General features: G+C 70.4%; 17 protein-coding genes. 13 read left to right on the top strand and 4 right to left on the bottom strand.

The window, feature by feature from the left end; all coding sequences use genetic code 11:
- Position 1 precedes the first annotated feature (1 nt).
- Positions 2-1,399, bottom strand: a complete 1,398-nt coding sequence (argH, locus tag EV671_RS16800) for an argininosuccinate lyase (RefSeq protein ID WP_132573808.1) — start codon at positions 1,397-1,399, stop codon at positions 2-4.
- Between the two features lie 63 nt (positions 1,400-1,462).
- Here argH and EV671_RS16795 point away from each other — a divergent pair, with 63 nt between their 5' ends.
- Positions 1,463-2,566, top strand: coding sequence for a sensor histidine kinase (locus EV671_RS16795; RefSeq protein ID WP_132573806.1), 1,104 nt, complete (start codon positions 1,463-1,465; stop codon positions 2,564-2,566).
- Positions 2,567-2,595: 29 nt separating this feature from the next.
- Here EV671_RS16795 and EV671_RS16790 read toward each other — a convergent pair whose 3' ends face one another.
- Complete coding sequence (locus EV671_RS16790) at positions 2,596-4,275, bottom strand: alkaline phosphatase family protein (protein WP_132573804.1); 1,680 nt, start codon at positions 4,273-4,275, stop codon at positions 2,596-2,598.
- A gap of 253 nt (positions 4,276-4,528) precedes the next feature.
- Between EV671_RS16790 and EV671_RS16785 the strand changes: the two genes are divergently transcribed.
- Positions 4,529-5,359 carry a LytR/AlgR family response regulator transcription factor gene (locus tag EV671_RS16785; RefSeq protein ID WP_243655775.1) on the top strand — a complete coding sequence of 277 codons (831 nt, stop codon included), beginning with the start codon at positions 4,529-4,531 and terminating at the stop codon, positions 5,357-5,359.
- Positions 5,356-6,471 (top strand): hypothetical protein, encoded by a 1,116-nt coding sequence (locus EV671_RS16780; RefSeq protein ID WP_132573800.1) that lies wholly within the window; start codon positions 5,356-5,358, stop codon positions 6,469-6,471. The genes EV671_RS16785 and EV671_RS16780 overlap by 4 nt, the downstream gene beginning before the upstream one ends.
- Positions 6,472-6,474: 3 nt before the next feature.
- On the opposite strand, the gene ppc is transcribed toward EV671_RS16780, so the two are convergent.
- Entirely contained in the window at positions 6,475-9,261 is a 2,787-nt protein-coding gene (gene ppc / locus EV671_RS16775; protein WP_132573798.1) for a phosphoenolpyruvate carboxylase, read from the bottom strand.
- Positions 9,262-9,516: 255 nt separating this feature from the next.
- Here ppc and EV671_RS16770 point away from each other — a divergent pair, with 255 nt between their 5' ends.
- From EV671_RS16770 to EV671_RS16745, 6 genes are all read left to right on the top strand, one after another.
- Positions 9,517-10,956 (top strand): ATP-binding protein, encoded by a 1,440-nt coding sequence (locus tag EV671_RS16770; protein WP_132573796.1) that lies wholly within the window; start codon positions 9,517-9,519, stop codon positions 10,954-10,956.
- Complete coding sequence (locus EV671_RS16765) at positions 10,953-11,642, top strand: response regulator (RefSeq protein WP_132573794.1); 690 nt, start codon at positions 10,953-10,955, stop codon at positions 11,640-11,642. Before EV671_RS16770 ends, EV671_RS16765 begins: the two co-directional genes overlap by 4 nt.
- Before the next feature lie 354 nt (positions 11,643-11,996).
- On the top strand, positions 11,997-15,047 hold the full coding sequence (locus tag EV671_RS16760) for a TonB-dependent receptor (protein ID WP_132573792.1): 3,051 nt from the start codon (positions 11,997-11,999) through the stop codon (positions 15,045-15,047).
- 118 nt (positions 15,048-15,165) lie between these two features.
- Positions 15,166-15,861: a SapC family protein gene (locus EV671_RS16755; protein WP_132573790.1), complete on the top strand. Its 696-nt coding sequence runs from the start codon at positions 15,166-15,168 to the stop codon at positions 15,859-15,861.
- A gap of 2 nt (positions 15,862-15,863) precedes the next feature.
- Positions 15,864-16,844, top strand: coding sequence for a cupin-like domain-containing protein (locus EV671_RS16750; protein WP_132573788.1), 981 nt, complete (start codon positions 15,864-15,866; stop codon positions 16,842-16,844).
- A gap of 8 nt (positions 16,845-16,852) precedes the next feature.
- Positions 16,853-19,078, top strand: a complete 2,226-nt coding sequence (locus EV671_RS16745; RefSeq protein WP_207911185.1) for a DUF6445 family protein — start codon at positions 16,853-16,855, stop codon at positions 19,076-19,078.
- Here the strand turns inward: EV671_RS16745 and EV671_RS16740 are convergent.
- Positions 19,059-19,367 carry an antibiotic biosynthesis monooxygenase family protein gene (locus tag EV671_RS16740; protein WP_132573786.1) on the bottom strand — a complete coding sequence of 103 codons (309 nt, stop codon included), beginning with the start codon at positions 19,365-19,367 and terminating at the stop codon, positions 19,059-19,061. The two genes, EV671_RS16745 and EV671_RS16740, sit on opposite strands and share 20 nt — an antisense overlap.
- Before the next feature lie 52 nt (positions 19,368-19,419).
- On the opposite strand from EV671_RS16740, the gene hemC reads away from it, so the two are divergent.
- The 4 genes from hemC to EV671_RS16720 are packed head-to-tail and all read left to right on the top strand — an operon-like array spanning position 19,420 to position 23,501.
- Positions 19,420-20,346 (top strand): hydroxymethylbilane synthase, encoded by a 927-nt coding sequence (hemC, locus tag EV671_RS16735; protein ID WP_132573784.1) that lies wholly within the window; start codon positions 19,420-19,422, stop codon positions 20,344-20,346.
- A complete protein-coding gene (locus EV671_RS16730; protein ID WP_132573782.1) occupies positions 20,343-21,101 on the top strand; it encodes a uroporphyrinogen-III synthase in 759 nt (252 codons plus the stop codon). Before hemC ends, EV671_RS16730 begins: the two co-directional genes overlap by 4 nt.
- 53 nt (positions 21,102-21,154) lie before the next feature.
- On the top strand, positions 21,155-22,252 hold the full coding sequence (locus EV671_RS16725; RefSeq protein WP_243655774.1) for a uroporphyrinogen-III C-methyltransferase: 1,098 nt from the start codon (positions 21,155-21,157) through the stop codon (positions 22,250-22,252).
- Position 22,253: 1 nt separating this feature from the next.
- A complete protein-coding gene (locus tag EV671_RS16720) occupies positions 22,254-23,501 on the top strand; it encodes a heme biosynthesis HemY N-terminal domain-containing protein (RefSeq protein ID WP_132573780.1) in 1,248 nt (415 codons plus the stop codon).
- Positions 23,502-23,551: the final 50 nt, after the last annotated feature.

Genomic DNA, 23,551 nt, shown 5'->3' with positions numbered 1-23,551 from the left:
GTTAGGCCAGGCGAGTGCGGTGCCGCGCGACCTGCGCGCGCACCTGGGCCGGCGCCGTGCCGCCCAGCACGTTGCGCGCGTTCAGCGAGCCTTCCAGCGACAGCACGTCGAACACGTCGGCCTCGACGCGGGCGTCGAAGGTCTGCAGCTGTTCCAGCGTCAGCGCGGCCAGATCCACGCCCTGCTGGGTCGCGGTCTTCACGGCATGGGCGACGACCTCGTGCGCGTCGCGGAAGGGCAGGCCCTTCTTGACGAGGTAGTCGGCCAGGTCGGTCGCGGTGGCATGGCCCTTCAGCGCGGCGGCGCGCATGGCTTCGGGCTTCACGCGCAGGCCGGCCAGCATGTCGGCAAAGATGCGCAGCGTGTCCTTCAAGGTGTCCACCGTGTCGAACAGCGGCTCCTTGTCCTCCTGGTTGTCCTTGTTGTAGGCCAGGGGCTGGCCCTTCATCAGCGTGACCAAGCCGACGAGGTGGCCGACGACGCGGCCCGTCTTGCCACGCGCCAGTTCGGGCACGTCGGGGTTCTTCTTCTGCGGCATGATCGACGAGCCGGTGCAGAAGGCATCGGGCAGCGCGATGAAGCCGAAGTTCTGGCTCATCCACAGGATCAGCTCCTCGGACAGGCGCGAGATGTGCAGCATCACCAGCGTGGCAGCGGCACTGAACTCGATCGCGAAGTCGCGGTCGCTGACCGCGTCCAGGCTGTTCTGGCTGCAGGCCTCCATGCCCAGCGTGCGGGCCACGCGTTCGCGGTCCAGCGGGTAGCTGGTGCCGGCCAGGGCCGCGGCGCCCAGCGGCAGGCGGTTCACGCGCCTGCGCGCATCCGCGAGGCGCTCCGAATCCCTGGCGAACATCTCGACATAGGCCAGCAGGTGATGGCCGAAGCTGACCGGCTGGGCCACCTGCAGATGGGTGAAGCCGGGCAGGATGACATCGGCATGCCTGTCGGCCTGCTCGACCAGCACGCGCTGCAGGCCACCGAGCAGGCCGGAGATCTCGTCGATCTCGCCGCGCAGCCACAGGCGCACGTCGGTGGCGACCTGGTCGTTGCGGCTGCGGCCGGTGTGCAGGCGCTTGCCGGCGATGCCGACGCGCTCGGTCAGGCGCGCCTCGATGTTCAGGTGCACGTCCTCCAGGTCCAGCTTCCACTCGAACTGGCCGGCCTCGATCTCGGCGGCGATCTCGTTCAGGCCGCGCTGGATGGCGGCGTGGTCCTCGGCGCTCAGGATGCCCTGGGCCGCCAGCATCTCGGCATGCGCCAGGCTGCCGGTGATGTCGGCACGCCAGAGGCGCTGGTCGAAGCCGACGCTGGCCGTGTAGCGCTTGACCAGGTCGCTCATCGGCTCGGAAAACAGGGCGGACCAGGCTTGGGACTTGTTGGCGAGTTGGTTGTCAGACATGGGGCAGGCGTCGGAATTCGGCGCGCACAATGCGCCGCAACCCGTGATTATCGAGCCCCTCGTATGCGTCTGTTCAAGCGCCGCAGGCCCGAGCCCCGCCACAGCGTCTGGCACGACTCCCTGCAGGTCAGCCAGTGGCTGGGGTTTGCGGCCACCGAGATGCCGGAGCTGAACTCCGCGCCGCTGCTGGACCCGACCCGCGCCTTCGATGTCTGCCATGTCGGCCTGGTGCTGCGCGCCGTGCTGGGTGTGCAGCTGCTGCTGGGTCTGGGTGCGGCCCTGGTGGCAAGCAACTTCTGGCAATGGCTGATGCTGACGGCCAACGGCACCGTCGTGACCCTGTTCGCGGTGCTGTCCTGGCTGCTCATCGTCTGCGCGGCCAAGCGGCTGTGGCCGCGCCTGCCCGAGCCGGCGCAGTGGCTGGCGCTGATGGGCCTGGGCGCCGCCACCGCCATCTCCGGCTTTGCGCTGCTGAACCTGGCCGGCGACGAGCCCGCGCTGTCGTGGCGCTGGGGCAGCGTCGCCGCCACCGGCGCCAGTGGTGCGGCCATGCTGCTGGCCTGGCTCAAGCTGCGCGAGCGCAGCCAGCGCCCGGCCGATGCGCTGGCCCAGCTCGTCGAGCTGCAGTCGCGCATCCGGCCACATTTCCTGTTCAACACGCTGAACAGCGCCATCGCGCTCGTGCAGATCGACCCGGCCCGTGCCGAGGGCGTGCTGGAGGACCTGGCCGAGCTGTTCCGCGTGGCCCTGGCCGATGCGAGCGCCTCGGTCACGCTGGGCGAGGAGATCGAGCTGGCCAGGCGCTATCTGGCCATCGAGCAGATCCGCTTCGGCAGGCGCCTGTGCGTCGTCTGGCATCTCGACCCCGAGGCCGACGCGGCCCGCGTGCCGCCGCTGCTGCTGCAGCCGCTGGTGGAGAACGCCGTGCGCCACGGCGTCGAACCCAACGACGAAGGCGGCGAGATCGAGGTTACGACGGCCCGGCGCGGTACCGAGGTCGAGATCCGCGTCATCAACACGGTGGGCGGGCCGGCCCGCACGGCCGGCCACGGGCTGGCACTGCGCAATGTGCGCCAGCGCCTGCGGCTGATGCACGACGTGGCGGCGCGCTTCGACATCGAAGCCGTCGACGGGCGCTTCTCCGTGCACATCGTCGTGCCGGCCTGAGCCCTGCGGGCACAGGCCGGCACGAGCCGTCAGTTCTCCAGCCGGCCGTCCTCGAACAGGTTGGGCAGCACGGCGGTGCCTTCCTTGCGGACAGCGTCGAGCAGCGAGGGCTTCAGGCCCAGGGCCTTGACGATGGTCGGCGCCACCTGCTTGGTGCCGACCGGGCTGCGCACGAGCCGGTGCTCCAGGCCGGGGTGGGAGACGAGCAGGGCCACATGGCCGTCCTCGGGCGCGAAGCCGCCGTGCTCCATGTCCTTGCCCTTGCTCTTCGTGTAGATCACGCCGGGGTTGGGCTGGACCATGATGTCCGGCGTGCGGCCGTCCGCCGGATTGCCGAACTTCTGCGGCATCTTGCTCAGGTCGATGACGGCGCCGCCGTTGTCGGCGCAGATGCCGTCGCCGCTGACGCGCAGCTTGCTCACCGGGTCCACCGTCGGGCAGGCCGTGTTGGCCTGCAGCAGGTTGACGGCCTGGTCGCGCTGGCTCTGGTCGGCCAGCCAGATGAAGGCCACGTCGTCGGTCGTCACCGAGCCGTAGACGACGTTGTTGCCGGTGACCGGATCGCTACCGCTGGCGCCGCCGACCAGCGTGCCCAGCGTCGGCGACACGCGGTCGCCGATCTTCTTCAGGCGCGAGTAGTCGGCCGGCGACTGCCCGTGCTTGGCGCTGATGATGAACAGCGTGCGCTCGCGCAGGTGGCGGGCCTTCAGCGCTGCGCTCATCTGGCCGATGGCGTCGTCGATGTAGGCGATGGCGGCCTTGACATGGTGGCTGGGCGTGAACGCCGCGTCCACATAGCCGCCGCCCTCGCTGTTGAGCGCCTTCTGCGCGACGCTCAGCGTCTGGAAGTTGGTGCCGAAGACGGTGGGCACCGGCGCGGCCTTCGCACCGGTGGAGTCCCTGCCGTTGATCTGGTTCAGCACATTGCGCAGGTGGATGTTGTCGAAGGTCTCGGTGTGCAGATAGGCCGGGTCGGTGGCGGTGTTGCCGCTGAAGGACTGGGTGTAGTCGCTGCCGCCGGGGTTGGCCGCGCTGACCGAGGCCGGGTCGATCGAGTTGATCTCGGTGCGGGCCAGGTCATCCACGCCTTTGCCGGACGGGCCGTTGACCCAGTCCGTGCCCCAGGCATGCTTGTCCGACCAGGCGGTATGCGAGCCCGGCAGGTTCTTCTTGACCACCTCGAAGATGGTGTTCGTCTTGATGAAGTCGTGCGGGTAGACCGGCACGCAGCCCGTGGCCGTTTTGCGGCGCGGGATCTGCTGCGGGTTGAAGTCGCCACCGCCGTCCAGGTGCAGCAGGGCGCCGCCGTCGAGGTTGTCGATGCCGACCTGTTCCTGCAGGAAGACCTCGACGCCCGGCTGGGTGGAGCAGTTCGTGTCCCAGCCCGGGTAGAGCGTGCGGTCGTAGACGTCGTCGTAGAACAGCCCGGTGGACACGGGGCCGCCGCCGGTCACCAGCGCGGCCAGGCCGGGCACGGAGTCCGACAGCCCGGGCGTGTGCGCGTCGGTATAGGTCACGCCATGCCGGGCGAGTTCGGCGATGTTCGGGCAGGTTCGGTCGCGCACGCAGCGGGCCAGGTCCTGCTCATGCATGCCGTCCACGCTGACCAGCAGCACATGGCGGACCTTGGCATCGGCGTCTTCTGCGCGGGCCAGGCCGGCGCAGCTGAAAAGGGCCGCGGCGGCGATGAGCGTCAAGCGAGTCTTCATTCACGGTCTCCGGAAAATGTTGGGAGTGGCAGGGGACCCTCACAATCTGATCGACCGCCGTGACGAGTCGATGTCGGTGGCTGTCTGGTGCCTGACGGGGCAGCGCCGGCCGCCCCCGGGGAAGTCACGGCTTCCCGCGACGGCGCCGCGTGCCGATCCGACGCTAGGATTCTGGCCGCCCCCGGGGCCGACCGGCCCTGGGCGACCGAGGCAGTCCCGGCCAACCCGAACACTGCGCAGCACGGAGGTATGCGTGAGCACCCTGAAGATCCTCGTCGTCGACGACGAACCGCTGGCGCGGCTGCGCCTGCGCGGCCTTGTCGATGCGGTCATCGAGCCGCGCTGCGAGGTCGTCGCCGAAGCGGCCACCGCCTCTCAGGCCGGGACCTGGCTGCGCGAGCATGGCTGCGATGTCGTGCTGCTGGACGTGCAGATGCCCGGCGCCGACGGCCTGCAGTTCGCCGACAGTCTGGCCCAGCGCGCCGCCGCCGGCCAGGCCGTGCCCCTCATCGTGTTCGTGACGGCGCATGCGATGCATGCGCTGCGCGCCTTCGAGCTCGACGCCATCGACTACCTGACCAAGCCCGTGCGCCGCGAGCGCCTGCAGGCCGCGCTGGCCCGCGCCGCCCAGCGCCTGGCCGAACGCGCTGCCGTGCAGGCCCGGCAGCCCACCCAGGCCGGCGAGGGGGCGGCCGCGCCCGAGGCCGATTTCGTCACCATCACCGAGCGCGGCCGCCTGAAGCGCGTGCCGCTGACCGAGGTGCTGTACTTCAAGGCCGAGCTCAAGTACGTGACGCTGCGCACCGCCAGCGAGAGCCATGTGATGGATGGCGCGCTGTCCGACCTGGAGCAGCGCTGGGGCGAGCGCTTCCTGCGCGTGCACCGCAATGCGCTGGTGGCCCGCTGGGCCGTGCGCGAGCTGGAGCGCCATGCGCCGACCAGCTTCGGCGAACTCGACGGCGGCGACTCCGCTGAGACCGCCGACAGCTGGGCCGTGCGCATCGTGCATGTCGACGAATGGCTGGCGGTGTCGCGCCGGCAGGTGGCGGCGGTGCGGGAGGCGCTGGCGGGGCAGGGGGGGTGAGGCGCGACGCTCGCTGGCTGGCCGTGCTGCTTGCTGGCGCCGCCGGCGGCTTGGGGTGGCGGGCCTGGGTGCAGGCACCGCAGCCTGCGCAGCAGGTCGTGCCGCAGCCGGGAGGTGCGGCGTCGGCTGCCGCGGCCGTGCCGTCGCCAGTGGTTGCGGCCGCGGTGCCTGCAGCTCGTCCCCCAGCGTCGGCCGACAAGGCCGCCGACATCTGCGGCCTGGGTTGGGTGTCGAGGCAGGAGATCGAACGCTGGAATCCGGCCGAGCAGGCCCGCGCCGAGCAGATGCTGCAATCTCTCGATCACCGCAAGTACGCGGCGCTGAGCCGCATGTCCGCCCGCCTGGCGGTGGGCTCGGAACGCGAGCAGGTTGCAGCCCGCTTGTTGATGAACGATACCCAGGGCGCGGCCGAGATCGCCGCGCGTTCGCGCGATGCCGCCGCCTACCGTCTGGCGCTGCAGGCCTGCGGCGAGCCACGCGCCACGTCGAGCGTACCGGCCTGCGCGGCGTTGACGACCCAGGCCTGGGCTGCGCTGAACCCGCAGGACGGTCGGCCTTGGCTGCGGCTGATGGCTGAGGCCATGGCCCGACGCGACGAGCCTGCCGCCACCTTGGCGCTGGAGCAGGCGCTTGCGAGGCCTTCGCTCAGCCCCGGTCGTCCATTCGTGCTTGCCTTCGCCGAGGCACGTGGCGCGGCCGGCGACCCCGAGGCCCAGGGGCTGGCCCTGGTCGAGATCATCGGCCGCGAGGCGGCGCAGTGGGACCCGAGCCCATTCGGCCAGAGCCGCTACTGCAGCCCGGCCGCCGTCGAGGATGGCGCCCGGCGCACCAACTGCGAGCGCCTGGCACGCTGGCTGCTGCCGCGCGCCGACGATTTGTTGGTCGCAATGCTGGCCAGCGGCATTGCTGACCGGGTTGGCATTCCCGCGACACAGCGGCCTTACACCCGCGAGCAATTGCAACGCGGGCAGCAGGCCTTGGTCGAGCAGTCGACCAGCGATCTGGGAATGGACTGCGCCAGCCTTGCGCATGTGGGCGAGGTCTGGCCGGCCCGGCTGTTGCAGCACAACGAGCTGCAGCAGGCCTTGCAGGCTGCCTCCGCGCCGCGCTGAGGCTCAGCCGGTATTGCGCAGCCCCGCTGCAATGCCATTGATGGACAGGTGGATGCCGCGCTGCACGCGCTCCATGGCCGGGTCGTCGGCCAGCGTGCGGCGGTAGCGGCGCATCAGCTCGACCTGCAGGTGGTTGAGCGGGTCGATGTAGGGGAAGCGGTGTTCGATGGAGCGCGCCAGCGAGGGGTTGGCCGCGAGGCGCCTGTCGTCACCGGTGATGAGGCTCAGCGCCGCCTGGGTGCGCTCGAACTCGGCCTTGATGGCGGAGAAGATGCGCTTGCCCAGCTTCTTGTCCTCGACCAGTTCGACGTAGCGCTCGGCCAGGGCCAGGTCGACCTTGGCCAGCACCATGTCGAGGTTGCTCAGCACGGCGCGGAAGAAGGGCCAGCCCTTGAGCATGCGCTTGAGCAGGGCCAGGTTCTTCGCACGCTGCGCCGGCTCCTCGCCGAGGAAGGCCTCGACGCCCGAGCCGAAGCCGCACCAGCCCGGCAGGGCGACGCGGGCCTGGCCCCAGGAGAAGCCCCAGGGGATGGCGCGCAGATCCTCGATGGCGCGCGTGGCCTTGCGCGAGGCCGGGCGCGAGCCGATGTTGAGCTCGGCGATCTCGCGGATGGGCGTGCTCGCGAAAAAGTAGTCGGCGAAGCCCGGCGTGTCGTAGACCAGGCCGCGGTAGGCGGCGAAGCTGGCATCGGACAGTGCCTGCGCGGCCTGCAGATAGCCCTTGGGCGCGCTCTGCGTCGGGTGCAGCAGCGTGGCCTCCAGCGTGGCGGCGACCAGGGTCTCGAGGTTGCGCCGGCCGATCTCGGGATGGGCGTACTTGGAGGCGATGACCTCGCCCTGCTCGGTCAGGCGGATCTGGCCGTTCACGGTGCCCGGGGGCTGGGCCAGGATGGCCTGGTAGCTCGGGCCGCCGCCGCGGCCGACGGTGCCGCCACGGCCGTGGAAGAGGCGCAGCGTGATGGGCGCCGCGCGCTTGAGCTCGTCGAACAGCTCGACCAGCGCGATCTCGGCGCGGTAGAGCTCCCAGGACGAGGTGAACATGCCGCCGTCCTTGTTGCTGTCGGAGTAGCCCAGCATGATGTCCTGCTCGCCGCCGGAGCGGTCCACCAGGCCGCGCACGCCGGGCAGCGCGTAGAACTCGCGCATGATCTCCGGCGCGAGCGCCAAGTCGCCGATGGTCTCGAACAGCGGCACGACGATGAGGTCGCTGGTCGCGTAGCCGTCCAGCGTGCCGCGCAGGATGCCTGTCTCCTTCAGCAGCAGGGCCACCTCCAGCAGGTCGGACACCGACTCGGTGTGCGAAATGATGTAGTGGCGCAGCGCCTCGCGGCCGAAGCTGGCCAGGGCCTCGCGGGCGGCCTCGAAGGTGGCGAGCTCGAACTGGGTCTTGTCGGTATAGGTTGCGCCGATGACGCGCAACGGGCGGGCATCGTTCAGCAGGCGCAGCAGCAGGGCGCGCTTGGCGGCTTCGTCCAGCGCGGCGTAGTCCTCCTCGATGCGGGCGGTGGCCAGCAGCTCGGCCAGCACCAGCTCGTGCTGGTCGCTGCTCTGGCGCAGGTCCAGCGTCGCGAGATGGAAGCCGAAGACCTGCACGGCGCGCATCAGCGGCGCCAGGCGCGGCGCGATCAGCGCCTCGGCGTGGTGGCTCTTCAACGAGGCCTCGATGGTGCGCAGGTCGGCCAGCAGTTCCTCGGGCGTGCGATAGGGGTCCTGGGGCGCGACGGCGTGGCGCAGGGCCTCGGTGCCGGTCAGCGCGTGCAGCGTGGCGGCCATGCGGGCATACATGCCGGTCAGCGCGCGGCGGTAGGGTTCGTCAAGGCGGTGCACGTTCTGGTCGGGGCTGCGCTCGGCGAGCAGCTGCATCTCGGGCGAGACACCGGTCAGGCGCAGCGAGAGGGACAGCTCGGCGCCCAGCTCGTGCAGTTCGGTCAGGTAGTGGCGCAGGGCCACCTCGGCCTGGCGCTTGATGGCCTGCTTGAGCGTGGCGGCGCCGACATTGGGGTTGCCGTCGCGGTCGCCGCCGATCCAGTGGCCCATGCGCAGGAAGCTGGGCAGCTGCTCGCCCGGCAGATGCTCCTCCAGCTCGGCATAGAGTTTGGGGATCTGGCGCAGGAAGGTGGCGTGGTAGTAGGACAGCGCGTTCTCGATCTCGTCCGCCACGGTCAGCTTGGAGTAGCGCAGCATGCGCGTCTGCCAGAGCTGGGTGATGCGGGCGCGCAGCAGGCTCTCGGTGTCGCGCAGCTCGCGCTCCGTGCCTGCGCGGTCGCGCGCTTCGAGCAGGCCTGCCACGGCGCGCTCGGCGTCCAGGATGCTCTTGCGCTGCACCTCGGTCGGGTGGGCCGTCAGCACCGGCGAGATGAAGCCGCGCTTGAGCACCTCGGCGATCTCGGTCGGGCGCACGCCGGCCTCGTGCAGGTGCTCCAGGCAGTAGGCCAGCGAGCCGGGCTGCAGGCTGCCGGCGCGCTCATGCACGTCGCGGCGGCGGATGTGGTGGCGGTCCTCGGCGATGTTGGCCAGGTGCGAGAAATAGCTGAAGGCGCGGATGACGCTGACGGCCTGCTCGCCCGAGAGGCTCTTCAGCAGCTTGTCGAAGCGCTTGCCGGCCTCCTTGTCGTGCTTGTGGCGGTAGGCCACCGACAGCTGGCGGATGCGCTCGACCAGCTCGTAGGCCTCGCGGCCCTCCTGCTCGCGGATCACGTCGCCGAGGATGCGGCCGAGCAGCCGGATGTCGGCCACCAGGGGTTCGTTCTTGTCGACTTCGGGGCGGGCTGGAGCGGCGCGAGGAGGCATGGCGGGTCGTCCGAGGATGAATTTCTATAGAGTAGGTAACTGAGTTACCTGAATGTGACTCTATCAGTTTCCTCCTCGAGACGGCCTCTCCGATCCCCGGTGGGAGGTGGGCGTTGTGCGGGCACAAACCCTGTGCGCCGCTGGGCGGCGGCGGCGTCTTCGACCGTGGCGAAGCCCGCGTTGCGCAACTACGGCGCGGCCGGCGCTGGTGCAACTGTGGAGGCCGCCTCCACAGTTGCCCGGCAAGATGCGCGCATGCGCCTTGTCCACCAGCTCTCCCTGCTCCTCATCGCCACCGCGCTGGCGGCCGTGGCGGCCGTGGCCGGCCTTGTCGTGTGGAACCTGCGCACCGGTTTCTCGGACTATCTGCAGGCCCAGGACGGCGAGCACCTGGCGCGGCTGACCGAAGCCGCCGAGCGCGACCTGGCCTTGCGCGGCGCCATGCCCGAGGACTGGCGGCCGGTGCTGCGCAGCTGGCTGGAGGCCGCCCGCATCGTCGGCCCGCGCGGCCCGCAGGCCGATGCGCCGCCACTGGGTGGGCGCGGCGACGGGCGGCCGCCTCCGCCGCGGCGCGATCCGTCCAACTTCGGCCCGCGCATCATGGTGCTGGCGGCCGACGGCAGCACGCCGCTGACAGGGCGGCCCGAGATGCTGGAGCGGCCGGGCCAGACCCGCGCCGTCAGGCTCAACGGCCAGACCGCCGTCGTGCTGCGCTTGGCCGAGCGCGCCGGCCCGGCCGAGGGCGTGGACGCGAGCTTCCTGCACCGCCAGCACACGGGCCTCGCTGCCGTGGCCGGTGGCGTGCTCGTCGTCGCTCTGGTGCTGGCGCGGCTGCTGGCCGTGCGCTGGGCTCGCCCGCTGGCCGAGGCGCAGCTGGCGGCGCGGCGCATCGCGGCCGGCGAGTTCGACGTGCGCCTGCCCGCGCCGCGTGCCGGCGGGGCCAGCGAGATCGCCGCGCTGCATGGCGACATCAACGCGATGGCGCAGGCCCTGTCGCTGCTGGAGGGTAGCCGACGGCGCTGGATCGCCGAGCTCTCGCACGAGCTGCGCACGCCGCTGGCCGTGCTGCGCGGCGAGATGGAGGCGCTGGTGGACGGCATCCGGCCACTGGGCCCGCCGGCGCTGGCCTCGCTGCAGGAGGAGGTCAGGCGGCTGTCGCGGCTGGTGGAGGACTTCCATCTGCTGGCCACGTCGGAGCTGCGCGCGCTGCCCTGCGAATTCGAGCAAGTGGCGCCGGCGGCCCTGGTGCAGGCCGCGGTGGAGCGCATCGCCCCGCGCGCGCGGGCGCTGGGCCTGGCCGTCGAGGCGCCGCTGCCGCAGGTGCTGCCGGCCGCGCGCTGGGATGCCGAGCGCATCTCGCAGCTGCTCGCCAACCTGCTGGAGAACAGCCTGCGCTACACCGAGGTGCCGGGGCGGCTGCGGGTGACGGCGCGCGCGCTGGACGCGGCCATCGAGATCCGCCTGGACGACACGCCGCCCGGCGTGCCCGAGGGCGACCTCGTGCGCCTGTTCGACCCGCTCTACCGCGCCGACCCCTCGCGCAGCCGCGCCTTCGGTGGCGCGGGCCTGGGGCTGGCCATCGCCAAGACCATCGCCCAGGCCCACGGCGGCCGGCTGCATGCCGAGCCGTCGCCGCTGGGCGGGCTGGCCATGGTGCTGGCGCTGCCGCTGCAGCCCGATGGGGTGCAGCGATGAGCGAGCTCATCCTCGTCGTCGAGGACGAACCCAAGCTGGCCGCACTGGTCTGCGACTACCTGCAGGCGGCGGGCTTCCGCAGCGAATGGCTGGACGACGGCCGCGTGGCGCTGGCGCGGCTGAAAACCGGTGCGATGCCGGCCGCCGTGCTGCTGGACGTGATGCTGCCGGGCCTGGACGGCCTGGAGGTCTGCCGCGCGGTGCGGGCCTTCAGCGACGTGCCCATCGTCATCTGCAGCGCCCGCGTCGAGGAACTCGACCGGCTGCTGGGCCTGGAGCTGGGCGCGGACGACTATGTCTGCAAGCCCTTCAGCCCGCGCGAGCTGGTGGCGCGCGTGAAGGCGCTTCTGCGCCGCGCGCAGGGGCGGCTGGCGCCGGTCGCGCTGGTGCCCATGGCGGGCGGCTTTGCCGTCGACGAGGCGGGGCAGCGCATCCTGTGGCGGGAGCAGGCCCTGGCGTTGACGCCGGTCGAGTTCCGGCTGCTGCGCCGGCTGCTGCAGCAGCCCGGTCGGGTGTTCGAGCGCACCCAGCTGCTGGACCTGATTCACGAGGACTTCCGCGACGTGTCGGACCGCGTGGTCGACAGCCATGTGAAGAACATCCGCCGCAAGCTCGCGGGGCTGGCGCCGCCGCAGACCTGCATCGCCTCCGTCTACGGCGTGGGCTATCGCCTGGACCTGGCCTGATTCCCTGGCCCGATGCGGTCCCGCGTGACGGTCGCAACGGCGTGCGCAGGCGCGCACTGAGATCGCTACCATCCCCGTCAAGAGGCTCAGTATGCCAGCAAAATGGCAGCGCTGTCATTTTCTGCGATCTGGCTGGAAATCCATGTGGCGGAAAGCGCAAAACCTGGGGCATCAACCCGCGTAAACCCCAGCAGAACCGGGCGGGGCAAAAAAACTAAAGTACGACCCGGCGCTTGAGGTGGCACCTCTTTTTTTGGAGCGTTCTGGTATCGCTACCAAACAGCTCATCCGCAAGCCGTCCAGCTGTCCTCGACCGGCTCAGCTCTTGGGCCGCCAAAGCAATCAAGGAGACAAATGAAACACCCTCAGACTTCCAAGGCGCGGCGCGCGTCCTGGCAGGCCCGGCCGCTCAAGCCCGTCGCGTGGGCGTCCTCGCTCGCGCTGCTGACGGGCGCGGCCGCCGTGCATGCGCAGGCCCAGCAGCCGGCCACGGCCGCAGCGCCCGCCGCAGCCCCGCAATCTCTGGAGACCGTGGTCATCACGGGTATTCGCAAGTCGCTTGACAGCGCTGTCACCCTGAAGCGCGAATCGCGTGGACTGGTGGACGGCATCGTGGCCGAGGACATCGGCAAGTTCCCCGACACCAACCTCGCCGAGTCGATGCAGCGCATCGCCGGCGTGTCCATCGACCGTGCGGCCAGCGGCGAAGGCTCCAAGGTCACGGTGCGCGGTGTCGGCCCCGACTTCAATATGGTGCTGTTGAACGGCCGGCAGATGCCGACCTCGACCATCAACCAGTTGAACCAGGGCGCCAGCGGCTCGCGCGCCTTCGACTTTTCCAACCTGTCGTCCGACTCGATCTCGGCGCTGGAGGTCTACAAGACCGGCCGCGCCGAATCGCCCACCGGCGGCATCGGCGCGACCATCAACGTGAAGACGGCCCGCCCGCTGGACCTGCGCGAGCGCGTGGCCAGCATCGGCGTGAAGGCCAATTTCGACGGCTCCAACAGCCGCCTGCCCGACTCCTTCAAGGGCAGCAGCGCGACGCCCGAGGTCTCGGGCATCTACAGCGACACCTTCGCCGACCGCACCATCGGCATCGCCATCAGCGGCAGCTATTCCAAGCGTGACTCGGGCTCCAACATGGCCTACACGCAGGGCGGCTGGCGCACCTTCACGCCGTCGCAGAGCGACTGGGGCACGATCCCGGCCAAGCCGGCCACCGGCACCGACCCGATCACCAACCGCCCCACCGGCCTGTACTCGACCTCGGTCGACATGCGCTACTCGCTGACCGCCATCGAGCGCGAGCGCTTCAACGGCCAGCTGACGCTGCAGTTCGCGCCGACCAAGGACCTGCGGTTCACGCTCGACCACACGCTGGCGACGAACACGCTCAACAAGAAGAACGCCGAGCTGTCGAGCTGGTTCAATTTCTCGTTCGGCCCGACCACCTTCACCGGCGGCCCGGTCGCATCGCCGCTGATCCAGACCGCGCTGTTCCCGACCAACGACCACGACCTGGCCATCGACACCGGCGTCTACGGCGAGAAGTCCAAGCTCGGCTCCACCGGCTTCAACACCGCGTGGAAGGTCAGCAATGCGCTGTCCATCGACCTGGACGCCCACCACTCCACGTCGAGCACCAAGCCGAACAGCCCCTACGGCACCTATTCGACGATGGACCTGGGCTTGTTCAACCAGGGCAATGCCGTCGCCTACTACGACCAGAAGCTGCCCATCCTGAGTCTGCCGACGACGGCGATGGACACCAGCAAGCTCCAGTTGACGGGCTCGCAGTTTGTCAACAACATGGCGGAGCAGACGGTCGACCAGTTCCAGACGCGCGGCACCTACCGCCTGGACGCGGACAACAAGCTGCTTGCCGGCCTGGGCTTCACCAAGGTGAAGAACCGCTCCGCGGGCTACAACAACCAGAACAACGACTGGGGCGGCGTGGGCAGCAAGGCCGACTACGCCAACGTCAAGGTCTATACCGAGAGCCTCGGTGGCTTCTTCAGCCAGATCCCGGGCAGCAACGACCCGCGCCTGTTCAAGGACTTCTACCTGGCGGACTTCAACAGCCTGCACGCCGCGGCCGTCCAGGCGCTGATGAAGTCCAAGGGCGTGACGCAGGCCCAGGCCGAGGCCTATTTCTCGGCCGCGCCGGACTACACCAGCGGCAACGACTGGCGTACGACGGAGAGGTCCAGCAGCTTCTTCGGCCAGTGGGACCACGCCTTCGACACCGCCATCCCGATGAATGTGTCGGTCGGCATGCGCTACGAGAGCACCAAGGTCGATTCCTCGTCGCAGGTGGTGGCGCGCTCGGGCAGCACCTGGGGCACGCAGAACGAGGTCAACCTCGGCAATGCGGGCACCACCTTCGGCAGCAAGTCCGGCAAGTATTCGTACTGGCTGCCCAGCATCGACTGGGATGCCGATGTGGTGGACAACGTCAAGCTGCGGGCCAGCTATGGCGAGAACATCGGCCGGCCGGGCTGGGACCAGTTGCAGGGCGGCGTGAACTTCAACTCCGTGGCCAATGCCGGCGGCGGTACCGGCTCGACGGGAGACCCGGCGCTCAAGCCGCTGCAGTCCAAGAACCTGGACCTGTCGGCCGAGTGGTACTACGCCAAGTCCAGCTATGCCGCGATCGGCGCGTTCTACAAGAAGGTCAGCAACTTCATCGGCACCTCCACGACGACGATGACGGTGCCGGGCCTGACGACGCCCATCGGCGGCGCCTACTGGAAGGCCGGCGCGGCCGCCTGCGGCGCCAACCCGCAGCCGCTGTGCATCCGCAACTACATCTTCAGGAACTACAACGGCCAGCCGGGCGTGACGGCCACCAGCCCGCTGACGGACACCGAGGTGCTCGGCACCATCACCGGCCTGGCCAGCGACCCGCTGCTGAACTTCACGGTCACCAAGCCGTCCAACGAAGCCGGCGACAACATCAAGGGCCTGGAGCTGAACTTCCAGCACATGTTCGGCAACAGCGGCTTCGGCGTCTCGGGCAACTACACCTGGGTGAAGACGGGCCTGAAGTACGACAACACCAGCCTGTCCACGCAGTCGGCCCTGCCGGGCGTCAGCAACTCGGCCAACCTGGTGGGCTTCTATGAGGACGACACCTGGTCGGTGCGCGGCGCCTACAACTGGCGTGGCGAGTTCCTGGCGCAGAAGTTCGACGGCGCCGGCAACAACCCGGTCTATACCGAGGCCTATGGCCAGGTGGACATGTCCATCGGCTACAAGCTCGGCAAGAGCCTGACCATCCAGGCCGACCTGCTGAACCTGAACGATGGCTACATCCGCCAGCACGGCCGCGCCAAGGAGCAGCTGATCTCGGCCATCCAGACCGGCCGCCGCTATCTGATCGGTGCCCGCTATCGCTTCTGAGCGATGACCCCGGCCGCCCGGCGTCCACGCCCCCCCGGGGCAGGGCGCCGGGCGCTTTTCCCGTCCTGCATGAGGGCGCGGTCAGAATCACCCGACGCCATCCTCACGCCCGAATTCCATGCTGCAACTGCTCAACAACATCACCCACAAGGACCTGCGCGTCATCACCGAGCGCGGCGCAGCCTGGGGCGACGACGTGATGTCGGCGCCCGTCACGCCGGATGAATTCCGCAGCCTGCAGGCGCATTACCCCATCGTCTTCCAGCCCGACGGCAGCGGCAGCTTCCTGCCGGTGGCGCTGTTCGGCCTGAGGCAGGGCCAGAACCTCTTCCTGACCGAGTCCGGCTGGGATGCCGACTACCTGCCGCTGTCCATGCAGCGCATGCCCTTCTCCATCGGCCTCGCCGAGGACGAGATGCGCATGATGGTCGACATGGCCAGCCCGCGCATCGGCCAGGGCGACGCGGGCGAGCCCGTGTTCCTGCCGCAGGGCGGCATGACCTCCTACATCGAACATGCGAACGCCGTGCTGCGCACCCTGCACGAGGGCCTGCAGGCCATGCCCGAGTTCGTGCAGGCGCTGACCACGCACGAGCTGCTCGAATCCTTCGTGCTCGATGTCGAGCACCCCGACGGCTCGCGCGGCCAGCTGCTGGGCTTCTACATGATCAACGAGGAACGCCTGGCCGCGCTGGGCGCCGACGTCATCGGCCTGCTGCACCAGGCGGACTATCTGCAGCCCATCTACATGGCCATCGCCTCGCTGTCCAACTTGACGAAGCTGATCCGCCGCCATCTCGCCCGCGCGGCCTGAGCATGCTCGAGCGCAGCGACGTGAGCGCCGAGGCCTTGCCGGCCGAGTTGCTGCAGTCCAGCCAGCCGGTGCTGCTGCGCGGCCTGGTGCGCCACTGGCCGCTGGTGCAGGCCGCGCGGCGCTCGGACGCCGCCTTCTGCAGCTACCTGCGCGGCTTCGGCGCCCAGACCCGCGTCGGCCTGTGGCGCGGCGCGCCCGGGATCGGCGGCCGCTTCTTCTACAACGAGGCCTTCGACGGCTTCAATTTCGAGCGCGTCGTCGGGCCCTTCGGCCAGTTGCTTGACGAACTGCTCGCCGGCTCGCGCTATGCCCTCTACCTCGGCTCCACCGAGCTCGACGCCTCCTTCCCCGGCCTGCGCCAGCACAACCCTCTGGACCTGCACGTGCGCGACCCGCTGGTCAGCCTCTGGCTGGGCAACCGCATCCGCGTGCCGGCGCATTTCGACGTGCCCGACAACATTGCCTGCGTCGTGGCCGGGCGGCGCCGCTTCACGCTCTTCCCGCCCGAACTGGTCGACGCGCTCTACATCGGCCCGCTGGACCTGACGCCCGCCGGCCAGCCCGTTAGCCTGGTCGACCTGGCCGCGCCCGACTTGGCGCGCTTCCCGCGCTTCGCCGAGGCCCAGCGGCAGGCCCAGGTCGTCACGCTGGAGCCGGGCGATGCGCTCTTCATCCCCAGCCAGTGGTGGCATGGCGTGGAAGGGCTGGACCCGGTCAACGCCCTCGTCAACTTCTGGTGGCGGCAGACGCCCGCCTATATGGACACGCCGCTGAACACGCTGATGCTGGCGCTGCTGACGCTGCGCGACCTGCCGCCCGCGCAGCGCCAGGCTTGGGCGAAGCTGTTCGACCACTACATCTTCGACGTCGACGACCAGGCCGCCGCCCACATCCCGCCCGCGGCGCGCGGCGTGCTGGGGCCCATTGACGAAACCCGCGCGCGTCAACTCCGCGCGGTACTCCTGAACCGACTCAATCGCTGAACCACACCATGAATTCCAAACCCATCCGTCGCGTCGTCATCGCCGGCGGCGGCACCGCCGGCTGGATGGTCGCGGCCGGCCTGGCCAAATGCTTGGGGCAGCAGGTCGACATCCGCCTCGTCGAGTCCGAGGAGATCGGCACCGTGGGCGTGGGCGAGGCGACGATCCCGACGCTGCATTTCATGCACGAGATCCTGGACCTGGACGAGAAGGAGTTCATCCAGGCCACGCAGGCCACCTTCAAGCTGGGAATCAGCTTCGAGAACTGGCGTAACGTCGGCGAGCACTATTTCCACTCCTTCGGCAAGACCGGCAAGGGCCATTGGACGGCCGGCTTCCAGCACTTCTGGCTGGAGGGGCGCCGGCGCGGCCTGGCCAGTGACTACGGCGACTACTGCCTGGAGCTGCGCGCCGGCCTGGACAACCGCTTCGCGCTGCTGCCCGACAACGGCATCAACTACGCCTACCACTTCGACGCGACGCTCTACGGCCAGTACCTGCGCCGCTTCTCCGCGGCCCTGGGCGTGCAGCGCCTGGAGGGCAAGATCGTCAAGGTCCACCAGGCCGAGGGCAGCGGCGACATCACCGGCATCGCGCTGGACAACGGCGCCCTCGTCGAAGGCGATCTCTTCATCGACTGCACCGGCATGCGCTCGCTGCTGCTCGGCGAGACCCTGGGTGTGCCCTACGAGAGCTGGTCGCACTGGCTGCCCTGCGACAGCGCGCTGGCGGTGCAGACCGAATCCGTCGGCGAGCCCGTTCCCTACACCCGCTCCATCGCCCACCCCTGGGGCTGGCAGTGGCGCATCCCGCTGCAGCACCGCGTGGGCAACGGCGTCGTGTTCAGCAGCAAGCACATCAGCGACGACGAGGCCAAGGCCGCGCTGCTGGCCCATGTGCAGGGCGAGGTGCTGCGCCAGCCGCGCGTCATCAAGTTCACGCCCGGGCAGCGCGAGGTGGTCTGGAAAAACAACGTCGTCGCCATCGGCCTGTCCAGCGGCTTCCTGGAGCCGCTGGAGTCCACCAGCATCCACCTGATCCAGCGCGGCCTCACGCGTCTCGTCGAGCTCTTTCCGACGGACGGCATCCGCCAGAGCGACGTTGACGAATACAACGCCCAGGCCCGCGAGCAGATCGAGGTCATCCGCGACTTCATCATCCTGCACTACCACGTCACCGATCGCGACGACTCGGCCTTCTGGCGCGGCTGCCGCGACATGGACGTGCCGCCGCTGCTCAAGCACCGCATCCAGCATTTCCGCGACACGGCGCGCGTCATGCTGCACCAGGGCGAGCTGTTCGCCGAGAACTCCTGGGTGCAGGTCATGATGGGGCAGGGCATCCTGCCGCGCTCGCACCATCCGATCACGCGCAACATGGACGACCGCAGCCTCGCCGACTTCCTCGGCGAGATCCGCCGCGACGTGGCCCGCACGATGATGAAGCTGCCCAGGCATCAGCAGTTCATCGACCAGTTCTGCCCGGCGCCCCGGCTCGAGCAGCCCAAGGCCCCGGCGGCGGCCGTGGCCCCGCTGCTGAACCCGCAGGCCCGCGTCGACAGCGTCGAGCTGGCCGATGGCTCGCGGGTCTATGTCATCGACGATTTCGCCCAGGATCCGGACGCCCTCGTCGCGCTGGCCCAGTCGGCCGCGGGCCGCTTCAAGGCGCCGCCCGGCCACCCCTATCCGGGGCCGCAGCTCGACCTGCCCGATGCGGTCTCCGCCGCGCTGGACGCCTGCTTCCAGCAGCAGTTCCGCGCCCGGCTGCAGGCCGGCGCGCCGCTGGGCATGTATGGCCGCTTCTCGCGCGTGACCCAGGACGCCGGCACGCTCGACGCCCGCCAGCGCATCTGCCATCGCGACGACTCCGCCCTCGGGGCCGGCGAGATGGTCTGCGCCTCGGTGCACTACCTGTTCCGCGACGAGCAGCTCGGCGGCACGGTGTTCTTCCGCTCGCTGATGTCGGAGGCCGACACCCGCCAGTTCATGCGCGACGCCAACACGCTGGACGCCGGCGCCTTCGGCGACAAATACGGCATCCCGCCCGGCTACATGACCGAGGGCAACCGCTACTTCGAGGTCATCGGCCGTGTGCCCGCCAGGTGGAACCGCGCCATCTTCTACGACGGCGCCATCTTCCACTCCGGCGACATCCGCTGGGCCTCGCCAGCTGCCTATCGCGACGGCCCGGGCCGGCTGACCATCAACGCCTTCTTCAAGAGCCGCCGGCCTTGAAGCGCGACTCGCGCCGCACCTCGCAGACCTGCACGCTGTACTCGGCGTAGAAATTCGCGCGACCCTGCTTCTTGGCGTCCACATGCAGCGGGTTGACCGACCAGTCGTGCTGGCTGGCTTCATCGTCGAATTCGACGATGACGACTCGTTCGCCGTCCTCGGCGGTGAAGACCTTGTGCGACCGGTAGCCGGGCATGGTCTGGGCCAGTGCGCCCATCTGCGGCGCCAGGTCGAAATAGTCGGCCCTGCCCTCGTCCTTGAGGCGGGATCGGAACACCGTGACGATCATCGAGCTCTCCTGCCGGGCGGGTCCTGCCTCGCCCAGCCTCGATAATCGCGCAATGAGCACCTCCATCACCATCGCAACGCGTGAAAGCCGTCTCGCTTTGTGGCAGGCCGAGCATGTCCAGGCCCGCCTCGCCCATGAACTGGGCCTGACGGCCACTCTGCTCGGCATGACGACGCGCGGCGACCAGATCCTCGACCGCGTCCTGTCCAAGGTCGGCGGCAAGGGCCTGTTCGTGAAGGAACTCGAGGCCGCGCTGGACGACGGCCGCGCGCACCTCGCCGTGCATTCGCTGAAAGACGTGCCGATGGAGCTGCCCGAGGGCTTCATGCTCGCCGCCGTGCTGGAGCGCGAAGACCCGCGTGACGCCTTCGTCGCCAACGACTACGCCTCGCTGGCCGAACTGCCCGAGGGTGCCGTCGTCGGCAGTTCCAGCCTGCGCCGCGTGACCCAGCTGCTCAGCCTGCGCCCCGACCTGCGCGTCGAGCCGCTGCGCGGCAACCTCGACACCCGGCTGCGCAAGCTCGACGAGGGCGGCTACCACGCCATCGTGCTGGCCGCGGCCGGCCTCAAGCGCCTGGGCCTGGCGGGCCGCGTGCGCCGCCTGTTCGAGGTCGACCAGATGCTGCCTTGCGCAGGGCAGGGCGCCCTGGGCCTGGAGATTCGCGCCGACGACGCCGAACTGGCCGCGGCGCTCGCCAAGCTGGCGCACACGCCGACGCTGCTGGCCTGCGAGGCGGAGCGCGCCGTGTCGCGCGCGCTGGGCGGCAGCTGCAGCCTGCCGCTCGCGGCCCATGCGCACTGGCAGGGCGGCACGCTCTGCCTGGATGCGGCCCTGGGCCATGCCGAGCGCCATGCCTCGCCGCTGTTGCGCTGCAGCGTCGCCGCCGATGTGGTCGACGTGGCTGCCGCCCGTGCGCTCGGCCAGCAGGCCGCCGCACGGCTGCGCGACCTCGGCGCCGGCTCCTATCTGCCGGGATGACGGCGCCGACGCTGCTGGTCACGCGGCCGCGGCCGCAATGCGCGGCCTGGCTGGCGCGTCTGGCGGCGCTGGGCGTGAAGGCCGCCGCGCTGCCCCTCATCGAGATACTGCCGGCGCACGACCCCGCCCCGCTGCGCGCCGCCTGGGCGGTCCTGCCGGCGGTGGACCTGGCCGTCTTCGTCAGCCCCAATGCGGTCGAGCATTTCTTCGCCCAGGCCGGCGGCATGACCTGGCCCCCGCGCACGCTGGCCGCCTGCGTCGGCCCCGGCAGTGCCCAGGCGCTGGCGGCCCGGGGCGTGCCGGCCGCGAGCATCGTCCAGCCCGCGGCCGATGCCGCCAGCCTGGACTCCGAGCACCTGTGGGAGCAGCTCGCACCCCGGCGCGACTGGGCCGGCGCCCGCGTGCTGCTGCTGCGCGGCGACGGCGGGCGCGAATGGCTGGCCGAGCGGCTGGCGGGGGCCGGTGCCCGGGTCGAGGCCGTTGCCGTCTACCACCGCGCCGGGCCGTGCCTGAACGCCGCCGAGCAGGCCCTGCTGGGCGCGGCCCAGGCCGATCCGGCGGGTTTTGCCTGGCTGTTCAGCAGCGCCGAGGCCGTCGGCCATCTGCAGGGCCTTTGGGGCGGGGCGCCGGCAGGCCAGCGCGCCATCGCCACCCACCCGCGAATTGCCGAGGCCGCCCGGGCCGCCGGGTTCGGGCCTGTGGTTTTGGCGCGACCGGACCCTGAAGCGGTGACTCGGGCCCTGAAAGGGGTCTGACAGAATCGGCCGTTGTGAGTGAGTCGATTTCAGCTGTTCCCGCGGCCGCGCCCGTGGCCCCGCCGCCCCCTTCCAACCCGACCCTGCCGGCCTGGCTGCCCTGGCTGCTGGCCCTGATGGGCGCCGCCGTGCTGCTGTGCGTGCTGCTGTCCTGGCAGAGCCTGTCGCGCCAGCAGTCGCTGGAGCAGGAACTGGTGCGCCGCCAGGAAGCCAGCCAGGCCCGGGCGACCGAGGCGCAGCTGGCCGCCAAGCAGTCCGCTGAGCTGGTGCGCGACACCGCCGCCAAGGTCTCGCTGCTGGATGCCCGCATGGCCGAAGTGGCCCTGCAGCGCGGCCAACTGGAGGAGCTGATCCAGTCCATGTCCCGCTCGCGGGACGAGAACGTCGTCGGCGACATCGAATCCGCCATCCGCGTGGCCCTGCAGCAGAGCCAGATCACCGGCAGCGCCGAGCCCCTGGTGGCGACGCTGAAGCAGGCCGACGAGCGCCTGTTGCGCTACAAGCAGCCGCGCATGGAGGGCGTGCGCCGCGCCGTCGCGCGCGACCTAGACCGCGTCAAGGCCGTCGCCGTCGTCGACGTGTCGACGCTGACGATCAAGCTCGACGAGGTCGTGCGCATGGCCGACGAGCTGCCGCTGGTCTCGGGCAGCGAAGCGGCGCCCCACCCGCGCGACGAGCACAGCGGTGCCGCCGCGGCCAGGGAGCGCGAGCACGCGCTGAAGCTGCAGCGCGAACAGGCCGCCGCCGCGGCCGACGGCAAGCTGGCGCTGTGGTGGTGGCAGGCCACGCAGCAGCTGTCGAGCTGGACCGGCATCGTCTGGGGCGAGGCGCGCACGCTGCTGCGCGTGACCCGCATCGACCACCCGGAGGCCGCGCTGATCTCGCCCGACCAGAGCTTCTTCCTGCGCGAGAACCTGAAGCTGCGCCTGCTGAACGCCCGCCTGGCCCTGCTCAGCCGCCAGTTCGACACTGCCCAGAGCGACCTGCGCGACAGCCAGGACATGCTGAACCGCTACTTCGACACCCGCTCGCGCAAGGTGAGCAGCGTGGCCGAGCTGCTGCGCCAGGTGGCCGGCCAGGCCCGCCAGGTCAGCGTGCCGCGGCCGGACGACACGCTGGCCGCATTGACCGCCGCTGCGGCGGGGCGCTGACATGCGGCTCGTGATCTGGCTCGTGCTGCTGTTCGCGGTCGCCGTCGTCGCGGCCCTGACCCTGGGCGCCAACGATGGTCTCGCCAGCATCTACTGGAACGGCTGGCGGGTGGATATCTCACTCAACCTGTTCCTGCTGCTGCTGGCGGCTGGCTGCTTCGCCCTTGTCACGGCCATCCAGGCCTTCGAGGCGCTGACGACCCTGCCGAGGCGCGCCCGCGAATGGCGCCTGGCCCAGCGCGAGCGCAGCGCCCAGCTGGCGCTGCGCGAGGCCCTGGTCGAGCTCTTCGGGGCCCGCTTCAGTCGCGCGCAGAAGGCGGCGCAGAAGGCGCTGAACATCCAGTCCGCCACGCCCGAGCTGGCGGCCGACCAATCCTTCATGGCCCTGGCCCATCTGCTGGCCGCGGCCAGCGCCCACCGCCTGCAGGACCGCCGCCACCGCGACGAACAGCTCAGCCGCGCCCTGGAGCTGGCCCGCCGCGCCGGCGGCGCGCGTGCCCAGGAAGACGGCGCCCGCCTGATGGCCGCCGAGTGGGCGCTGGACGACCGCGATGCCGCGCGCGCCCTGGGCCTGCTGAGCGAGCTGGCCCCGGGCGTCGCACGCCGCACCCAGGCGCTGCGCCTGCGCCTGCAGGCCTCGCGCCTGGCCCAGCAGCCGCTGGACGCGCTGCGTACGGCCCGGCTGCTGGCCAAGCACCAGGCCTTCTCCAAGGTCGCGGCGCAGGGCTTGCTGCGCTCGCTGGCCTTCGAGGCCCTGGATGCGGCCCGCGACGTCGACCAGTTGCGCTCGACCTGGCAGCAGCTCGATCCGGCCGACCGCCGCGACCCCCTCGTCGCCGCGCGGGCCGCGCAATGCGCCGGCCAGCTCGGCGCGCCCGACGATGGCCGTGGCTGGCTGCGCCCCTTCTTCGACGACTTTGCCGAACTGCAGCCCGACGATCGTGCCGCCATCGCCACCGCCCTGGTGCCGGTGCTGGCCGGCTGCGGGCCGGACTGGCTGCAGCGCCTGGAGTCGGCGCAGGGCCGCTTCCCGCGCGAGCGCGCGCTGGCCTATGCGCTGGGGCATGCGCTGGCCGAGCGCCAGCTCTGGGGCAAGGCCAGGCTGATGCTCGAGACGGTGGCCGAGGATGCCGGCATGCCCGGCCCCGCGCGTCGCCGCAGTTGGCTGGCCCTGGCCGCGCTGGCCGAGCAGGAGGGCGACGAAGCCCGCCGCGCCAACTGCTTCGAGGCCGCCGCGCGGGTGAGTTGAATCGGGTTAAAAACCGAAGACTTGCGCGAAGTCGAAAAAACTGGTTATAC

This window comes from Roseateles saccharophilus, assembly GCF_004342485.1.
GTDB lineage: Bacteria > Pseudomonadota > Gammaproteobacteria > Burkholderiales > Burkholderiaceae_C > Pelomonas > Pelomonas saccharophila.
This window is presented reverse-complemented; position numbering and strand designations above follow the sequence as displayed.

Coding starts and splice junctions, on each gene's coding strand:
- argH (WP_132573808.1), bottom strand. CDS start 1,399: ATGTCTGACAACCAACTCGCCAACAAGTCCCAAGCCTGGTCCGCCCTG.
- EV671_RS16795 (WP_132573806.1), top strand. CDS start 1,463: ATGCGTCTGTTCAAGCGCCGCAGGCCCGAGCCCCGCCACAGCGTCTGG.
- EV671_RS16790 (WP_132573804.1), bottom strand. CDS start 4,275: ATGAAGACTCGCTTGACGCTCATCGCCGCCGCGGCCCTTTTCAGCTGC.
- ppc (WP_132573798.1), bottom strand. CDS start 9,261: ATGCCTCCTCGCGCCGCTCCAGCCCGCCCCGAAGTCGACAAGAACGAA.
- EV671_RS16770 (WP_132573796.1), top strand. CDS start 9,517: ATGCGCCTTGTCCACCAGCTCTCCCTGCTCCTCATCGCCACCGCGCTG.
- EV671_RS16765 (WP_132573794.1), top strand. CDS start 10,953: ATGAGCGAGCTCATCCTCGTCGTCGAGGACGAACCCAAGCTGGCCGCA.
- EV671_RS16760 (WP_132573792.1), top strand. CDS start 11,997: ATGAAACACCCTCAGACTTCCAAGGCGCGGCGCGCGTCCTGGCAGGCC.
- EV671_RS16755 (WP_132573790.1), top strand. CDS start 15,166: ATGCTGCAACTGCTCAACAACATCACCCACAAGGACCTGCGCGTCATC.
- EV671_RS16750 (WP_132573788.1), top strand. CDS start 15,864: ATGCTCGAGCGCAGCGACGTGAGCGCCGAGGCCTTGCCGGCCGAGTTG.
- EV671_RS16745 (WP_207911185.1), top strand. CDS start 16,853: ATGAATTCCAAACCCATCCGTCGCGTCGTCATCGCCGGCGGCGGCACC.
- EV671_RS16740 (WP_132573786.1), bottom strand. CDS start 19,367: ATGATCGTCACGGTGTTCCGATCCCGCCTCAAGGACGAGGGCAGGGCC.
- hemC (WP_132573784.1), top strand. CDS start 19,420: ATGAGCACCTCCATCACCATCGCAACGCGTGAAAGCCGTCTCGCTTTG.
- EV671_RS16730 (WP_132573782.1), top strand. CDS start 20,343: ATGACGGCGCCGACGCTGCTGGTCACGCGGCCGCGGCCGCAATGCGCG.
- EV671_RS16720 (WP_132573780.1), top strand. CDS start 22,254: ATGCGGCTCGTGATCTGGCTCGTGCTGCTGTTCGCGGTCGCCGTCGTC.